Raw genomic sequence first — 6,374 nt, forward strand, 5'->3', positions numbered from 1 at the left:
CCGGCGGCTCAGTAGGCGGAGTCGACGTTGTCGATCGAGCCGTACTTGTCGGCGGCGTAGTTCGCGGCCGCGGTGATGTTGGCGACCGGGTCGGTCAGCTTATTGGGCGTGCCCTTGACGTGGTATGCGTCGAAGGTGGGCTGGATCACCTGGAGCAGACCCTTGGACGGGGTGCCGTTCTGCGCGTTCACGTCCCAGCCGTTCTGGGCGTTCGGGTCACCGGCGGACTCACGCATGATGTTGCGGTGCAGACCCTCGTAGGAGCCGGGGATGCCCTTGGACTTCATGATGTCCAGGGACTCCTTGATCCAGCCGTCGAGGTTGTCGGCGTACGACTTGTCGCCGGCCTTCGCCTTCGCGGCGGCGGCAGGCGCCTTGGCCGCGGCGGTGTGCGGCTCGGCGGCCTGGGCGGGGGAGGGGGCGACGGTGAGCAGCGCGGCCGCGGCTCCGGCGGTGGCGAGGCCCGCGACGGAGAACGAGCGGATGCGGGCGATGCGGGCGGTGCTGACTCGGGCGGTGCTGGTGCGCGTCGTCATACGAGAGAGAACCTTTTCCATGGGGGGACGTGGGGCGGGGCCGGTGCGTTCGAAATGGCGGGGTATTCGCGCTGTTCGCGTTCCGGCCCTGCGACGTCGTCCATGGTTAGCGGCGAGGGGAAAGCGGCGCAAGGATGTGACGTACTACCCGGTTACGTAGCAAATTCCGGGATGCGCACGGCCGCTGGAATTCCACGGCCCTAAAAGGGCCACACATCTACTACCGCCCTTAGCGTGTGATGTGGCCCCTATGGGCGGGCTCACAAGCAAGGGACGAGTATGCCCGATCGTTCCTCTTCTATTCCTGCTCGGTCCTCTGAATTTGCTCGGAGGACCGAGCAGCCGCCGCGCCCTTTCGCGGTCGAATGCCGGGCCGGGGCCGCTGCCACTCGTGGCCTTTGACAGGGCCGATCGGGGCAGCGGCCCGAAATCCGACACGTGAACCCGGTGACTTCGGGTACCGGGCTCTTGCGTCCGGTTCGTCCCGGTCCGCACCCTCGCATCTCCGAAAGGAAGCAACGCCATGGCGACCAAGGTCTCCGACCATGTTCTGCAGCGCCTGCGCGAGTGGGACGTCGACCACGTCTTCTCCTACGCCGGCGACGGGATCAACGGCCTCCTAGCCGCGTGGGGCCGCGCGGACAACAATCCGAAGTTCGTGCAGGCCCGGCACGAGGAGATGGCCGCGTTCCAGGCCGTCGGGTACGCGAAGTTCTCGGGGAAGGTCGGCGTCTGCGCCGCCACCTCGGGCCCCGGAGCCATCCACCTGCTGAACGGCCTGTACGACGCGAAGCTGGACCACGTGCCCGTGGTCGCCATCGTGGGGCAGACCAACCGGAGCGCGATGGGCGGCTCCTACCAGCAGGAGGTCGACCTGCTGAGCCTCTACAAGGACGTCGCGTCCGACTTCTGCGAGATGGTGACCGTCCCCGAGCAGCTGCCCAACGTGCTCGACCGCGCCATGCGCACGGCGTACGCCAAGCGGACGGTCACCGCGGTGATCATCCCGGCGGACGTCCAGGAGCTGGAGTACACGCCCCCGACGCACGCGTTCAAGATGGTCCCCTCCAGCCTCGGGATGAGCGGCTACGCCCCGGCCCCTGCCGCGCAGGACGTCGAGCGGGCCGCCGAGGTGCTCAATGCCGGGGAGAAGGTCGCCATTTTGGTCGGCCAAGGAGCCCGCGGTGCCCGCGCCGAGGTCGAGCGGCTCGCGGACCTGCTGGGCGCCGGAGTGGCCAAGGCGCTGCTCGGCAAGGACGCCTTCCCCGACGATCTGCCCTATGTGACCGGCTCCATCGGCCTGCTGGGCACGCGGCCCTCGTACGAGATGATGCAGGACTGCGACACCCTCCTGGTGATCGGCTCCAGCTTCCCGTACAGCCAGTTCCTGCCGGAGTTCGACCAGGCCCGCGCGGTGCAGATCGACATCGACCCCTTCATGATCGGTCTGCGGTACCCGTTCGAGGTCAACCTCGTCGGAGACGCGCAGGCGACCCTGGAAGCCCTCATCCCGCACCTGAAGCGCAAGAAGCACGGCGCCTGGCGCAAGAAGATCGAGAAGGACACCGCCCGGTGGTGGGAGGTCATGCAGCGGCGCGCCGCGGTGGAGGCCGACCCGGTCAACCCCGAGTACGTCGTGCACGCCCTGGACGCCCTGCTGCCCGACGACGTGATGCTCGCCGCCGACTCCGGCTCGGCCGCGAACTGGTACGCACGCCACCTGCGCATGCGCGGCCGGATGCGCGGCTCGCTCTCCGGCACGCTGGCCACGATGGGCCCCGGGGTGCCCTACGTCATCGGTGCCAAGTTCGCCCATCCCGACCGGCCCGCGATCGCGATCGTCGGGGACGGCGCGATGCAGATGAACGGCTTGGCCGAACTCATCACCGTCGCGAAGTACTGGCAGGAGTGGGAGGACCCGCGGCTGATCGTCGCCGTCCTGAACAACCAGGACCTCAACCAGGTCACCTGGGAGATGCGCGCCATGTCCGGCGCTCCGCAGTTCCTGCCCTCGCAGGCGCTGCCCGACGTCCCGTACGCCGACTTCGCCCGCACGATCGGCCTCGACGGCGTACGCGTGGAGAAGCCGGGCGACGTGGAGGCGGCGTGGCACCGGGCCCTGGGCGCCGACCGGCCGTTCGTCATCGACTTCCGCACCGACCCCGCCGTCCCCCCGATCCCTCCGCACGCCACCCTCGACCAGATCGAGGCGGCGGCCCTGTCGATCCTCAAGGGCGACAGCGACCGCACCGCCGTGGTGCGCCAGGGGTTCAAGGCCAAGGTGCAGGAGATGCTGCCCGGCCGCCGCAAGGAGTCCGATCCCCGCGGCGAGCAGGGGCCGCGGGCCACGTGATGACCCGCCCGCACCAGCCGCACGACGACCTGCCCCCGCCGCACGTACTGCGCGAATACGCGCTGCTCGCCGACGGTGAACGCGGCGCGCTGGTCGGCCCCGAGGGCGACATCGTCTGGATGTGCGCACCGCGCTGGGACTCCGCAGCGGTGTTCTCCGCCCTCATCGGCGGCGCGGGCCACTACACCGTCGCCCCGCGCGACCGCTTCGTCTGGGGCGGCTACTACGAGGACGGGACCCTGATCTGGCGCAGCCGCTGGGTGGCCACCACCGGCGTCATCGAGTGCCGTGAGGCGCTCGCCTTCCCCGGCGACACCCGGCGTGCCGTCCTGCTGCGCAGGATCACCGCGGTCGAGGGCGAGGCACGCGTCACCGTACGCCTCGCTCCGCAGGCCGACTTCGGCGAGAGCCCGCCCCGGCACGTGCGCCGCGCGGATTCGGGCGTGTGGACCGGACACGGCGGCGGACTGCGCTGGCGCTGGACCGGCTGCGGCGCGGCCCGCCCGGTGCGTGCCGGTCTGCGCACGACGGGTCTGGAAGCCGATCTCGTGCTGCCGCCCGGCGGCCACCACGACCTGGTCCTCGAACTCTCCGACGCGGAACTCGGCCGACCCGTCGACGCGGACCGGGCGTGGAACGCCACGCAGGAGGCCTGGCAGCGTGCGCTGCCCACGCTGGGCGCCTCGCTGGCACCCGAGGACGCCCGGCACTCCCTCGTCGTGCTGCGCGGCCTCACCAGCTCGACGGGCGGCATGGTCGCGGCGGCCACGACCAGCCTCCCCGAGCGGGCCGGGGCCGGGCGCAACTACGACTACCGGTACGTGTGGATCCGCGACCAGTGCTACGCCGGGCAGGCCGCCGCCGTCGCGGGCGCCCATGGCCTGACCGACGATGCCGTACGGTTCGTCTCCGCGCGGCTGCTCGCCGACGGGCCCCGCATGACGCCCGCCTACACCGTCACTGGCGATCCCGTACCGGACCAGAAGTGCCTGGAGCTCCCCGGTTATCCGGGAGGCCACGACCTCACCGGCAACTGGGTCAACCAGCAGTTCCAGCTCGACGCGTTCGGCGAGGCGCTGCTGTTGTTCGCCGCCGCGGCCAGGGCAGGCAGGCTCGACGGCGACGGCCGGCGCGCGGCGGACATCGCCGCCGACACCATCGCCCGGCGCCGCGGTGAACCGGACGCGGGAATCTGGGAGTTGAACGACCGCCTCTGGACCCACAGCCGCCTCATCTGCGCCGCGGGGCTGCGCTCCCTGGCCCCGTACATCGCACCGGCCCGCGCCGCCCGGTGGGCCTCGCTCGCCGACACACTGCTCGCCGAGACATCCGCGACCAGCATCCACCCCACCGGACGCTGGCAGCGCGCCGCCGACGACGCAGGGCTCGACGGGGCGCTGCTCATCCCGCCGATCCGCGGGGCGCTGCCCGCCGCCGACCCGAGAACGGTGCGGACGCTCGACGCCTACCGGGCACAACTGACCCGCGACCACTACGCCTACCGCTTCCGCCACGACGAACGACCCCTCGAAGAGGCCGAGGGCGCCTTCCTGTTGTGCGGCTACGTCATGGCGCTCGCCGAACACCAGCAGGGAAACCAGGCGGAGGCCCTGCGCTGGTTCGAGCGCAACCGGGCCGCCTGCGGGCCGCCCGGCCTCTTCACGGAGGAGTACGACATCAGCCAGCGACAGCTCCGCGGCAATGTGCCGCAGGCCTTCGTGCACGCCCTGATGCTCGAATCCTCCGTCCGCCTGGCCACAGCACCCGGATCGGAAGGAAAGCCGTCATGACGAAGACCGTTGTCATCACCGGAGCGAGCGCGGGGATCGGCCGGGCCACCGCCCGCGCGTTCGGGGCGCGCGGCGACGACGTCGTCCTGATCGCCCGGGGCCGGGCCGGACTCGACGCGGCGGCCCGCGAGGTGGAGGAGGCGGGCGGGCGCGCGCTCGTCGTCCCTACGGACGTCGCCGACCACCGGGCGGTCGAGGCGGCGGCCGACGCCGCCATGCAGGCCTTCGGCCGCATCGACGTCTGGGTCAACGCCGGGTTCACCTCGGTCTTCGCGCCCTTCACCGACATCACGGCGGAGGAGTACGAACGCGTCACGCAGGTGACCTACCTGGGATTCGTCAACGGCACCCGGGCCGCGCTGGCCCACATGACGCCCCGTGACACCGGCACCATCGTGCAGGTCGGATCCGCGCTCGGCGCACGATCCATCCCGCTGCAGTCGGCCTACTGCGGGGCCAAGCACGCGATCAACGGCTTCACTTCGTCCCTGCGCACCGAGCTCATGCACCAGGGCAGCGGCATCCGGATCACCGTGGTCCAGATGCCCGCCGTCAACACCCCCCAGTTCTCCTGGGTCCTCTCCCGGCTGCCCCGCCGACCGCAACCGGTGCCGCCGATCTACCAGCCCGAAATCGCCGCGGCCGCCGTCGTGCAGGCCGCCGACCACCCCGGTCGCAAGCAGTACTTCGTGGGGGCCAGTACGGCGGCGACCCTCGTCGCCAACAAGTTCGCGCCGGGACTGCTCGACCGCTACCTCGCCCGCACCGGTTTCGACGCCCAGCAGACCGACGAGGCCGAGGAGCCGGGCCGCGGGGACAACCTGTGGCACCCGATGGACGACGACACCGACCACGGGGCGCACGGATCCTTCGACCAGGAATCCCACCGACGCGACCCACAACTGTGGGCCTCCCGGCATCCGGCACTCGCGGCCGTCGCGGCGGCGGGCGCCGCGGGCGGGGCGATGGCGCTCGGTGTGCGGCGCCGGGGAAAGCGGTGAGAGAGGCGGGTGTGACGGTGGAGGTCTCGGGCACCCGGGTGGGGAGACAGTGCCGCATCGCTCGGTCCTCGCGCTGAAGGGGACCGGGCGAGCAACGAGGAAAGGTGTCATCTGTGTCGCGAGTCGAAGAGTCCATCGCGGTCGATGTGCCGGTCCGCACGGCGTACAACCAGTGGACCCAGTTCGAGACGTTCCCCCAGTTCATGGCGGGCGTGCAGCGGATCGAGCAGCGCACCGACGAACTCACCCACTGGGTGACGAAGATCGACGGTGTGGAGCGGGAGTTCGACGCCACGATCACCGAGCAGATCCCCGACGAGCGCGTGGCGTGGACCACGGTGAAGGGTCAGGCCAAGCAGGCCGGCGTCGTCACTTTTCACCGCCTGGACGACACACGCACCAAGGTCATGCTGCAGATGGACTACGCCCCCGAAGGCCTGGCCGAGACGGTCGGCGACAAGCTCGGCTTCATCAAGCGGCAGGTCGCCGGCGATCTGGGCCGGTTCAAGCAGTTCATCGAGAAGCGTGGTGGCCAGGAGACCGGCGCCTGGCGAGGCCAGGTCTGACCCCGCACCGAACACGGCTGAGGCCCGGACCATGGGCGAATTCCAGGGGTCGTAGCAACACAGTGATCAACTGGCTGTCGCCAGGAGCTTAGCGAGGCGCTCGGCTGGGGTTTCCCAGCCGAGCGTTT

General features: G+C 70.7%; 5 protein-coding genes. 4 read left to right on the forward strand and 1 reads right to left on the reverse strand.

The window, feature by feature from the left end:
- Positions 1–8: 8 nt before the first annotated feature.
- On the reverse strand, positions 9–536 hold the full coding sequence (locus AB0M70_RS11165; RefSeq protein ID WP_365818723.1) for a transglycosylase SLT domain-containing protein: 528 nt from the start codon (positions 534–536) through the stop codon (positions 9–11).
- Positions 537–1,059: 523 nt separating this feature from the next.
- Between AB0M70_RS11165 and AB0M70_RS11170 the strand changes: the two genes are divergently transcribed.
- From AB0M70_RS11170 to AB0M70_RS11185, 4 genes are all read left to right on the forward strand, one after another.
- On the forward strand, positions 1,060–2,889 hold the full coding sequence (locus tag AB0M70_RS11170) for a thiamine pyrophosphate-requiring protein (RefSeq protein ID WP_365818725.1): 1,830 nt from the start codon (positions 1,060–1,062) through the stop codon (positions 2,887–2,889).
- The gene (locus AB0M70_RS11175) at positions 2,889–4,679 is read left to right on the forward strand and encodes a glycoside hydrolase family 15 protein (RefSeq protein WP_365818727.1); all 1,791 of its coding nucleotides are present in this window, start codon (positions 2,889–2,891) and stop codon (positions 4,677–4,679) included. Before AB0M70_RS11170 ends, AB0M70_RS11175 begins: the two co-directional genes overlap by 1 nt.
- Positions 4,676–5,680, forward strand: coding sequence for an SDR family oxidoreductase (locus AB0M70_RS11180; RefSeq protein WP_365818729.1), 1,005 nt, complete (start codon positions 4,676–4,678; stop codon positions 5,678–5,680). Before AB0M70_RS11175 ends, AB0M70_RS11180 begins: the two co-directional genes overlap by 4 nt.
- A gap of 113 nt (positions 5,681–5,793) precedes the next feature.
- On the forward strand, positions 5,794–6,246 hold the full coding sequence (locus AB0M70_RS11185) for an SRPBCC family protein (RefSeq protein WP_365818731.1): 453 nt from the start codon (positions 5,794–5,796) through the stop codon (positions 6,244–6,246).
- Positions 6,247–6,374 lie beyond the last annotated feature (128 nt).

The organism is Streptomyces sp. NPDC051214 (assembly GCF_040682375.1).
Classification (GTDB): domain Bacteria; phylum Actinomycetota; class Actinomycetes; order Streptomycetales; family Streptomycetaceae; genus Streptomyces.

Bases quoted from the DNA above. Each gene is read 5' to 3' on its own strand.
- AB0M70_RS11165 (WP_365818723.1), bottom strand. From the start codon at position 536: ATGACGACGCGCACCAGCACCGCCCGAGTCAGCACCGCCCGCATCGCC.
- AB0M70_RS11170 (WP_365818725.1), top strand. From the start codon at position 1,060: ATGGCGACCAAGGTCTCCGACCATGTTCTGCAGCGCCTGCGCGAGTGG.
- AB0M70_RS11175 (WP_365818727.1), top strand. From the start codon at position 2,889: ATGACCCGCCCGCACCAGCCGCACGACGACCTGCCCCCGCCGCACGTA.
- AB0M70_RS11180 (WP_365818729.1), top strand. From the start codon at position 4,676: ATGACGAAGACCGTTGTCATCACCGGAGCGAGCGCGGGGATCGGCCGG.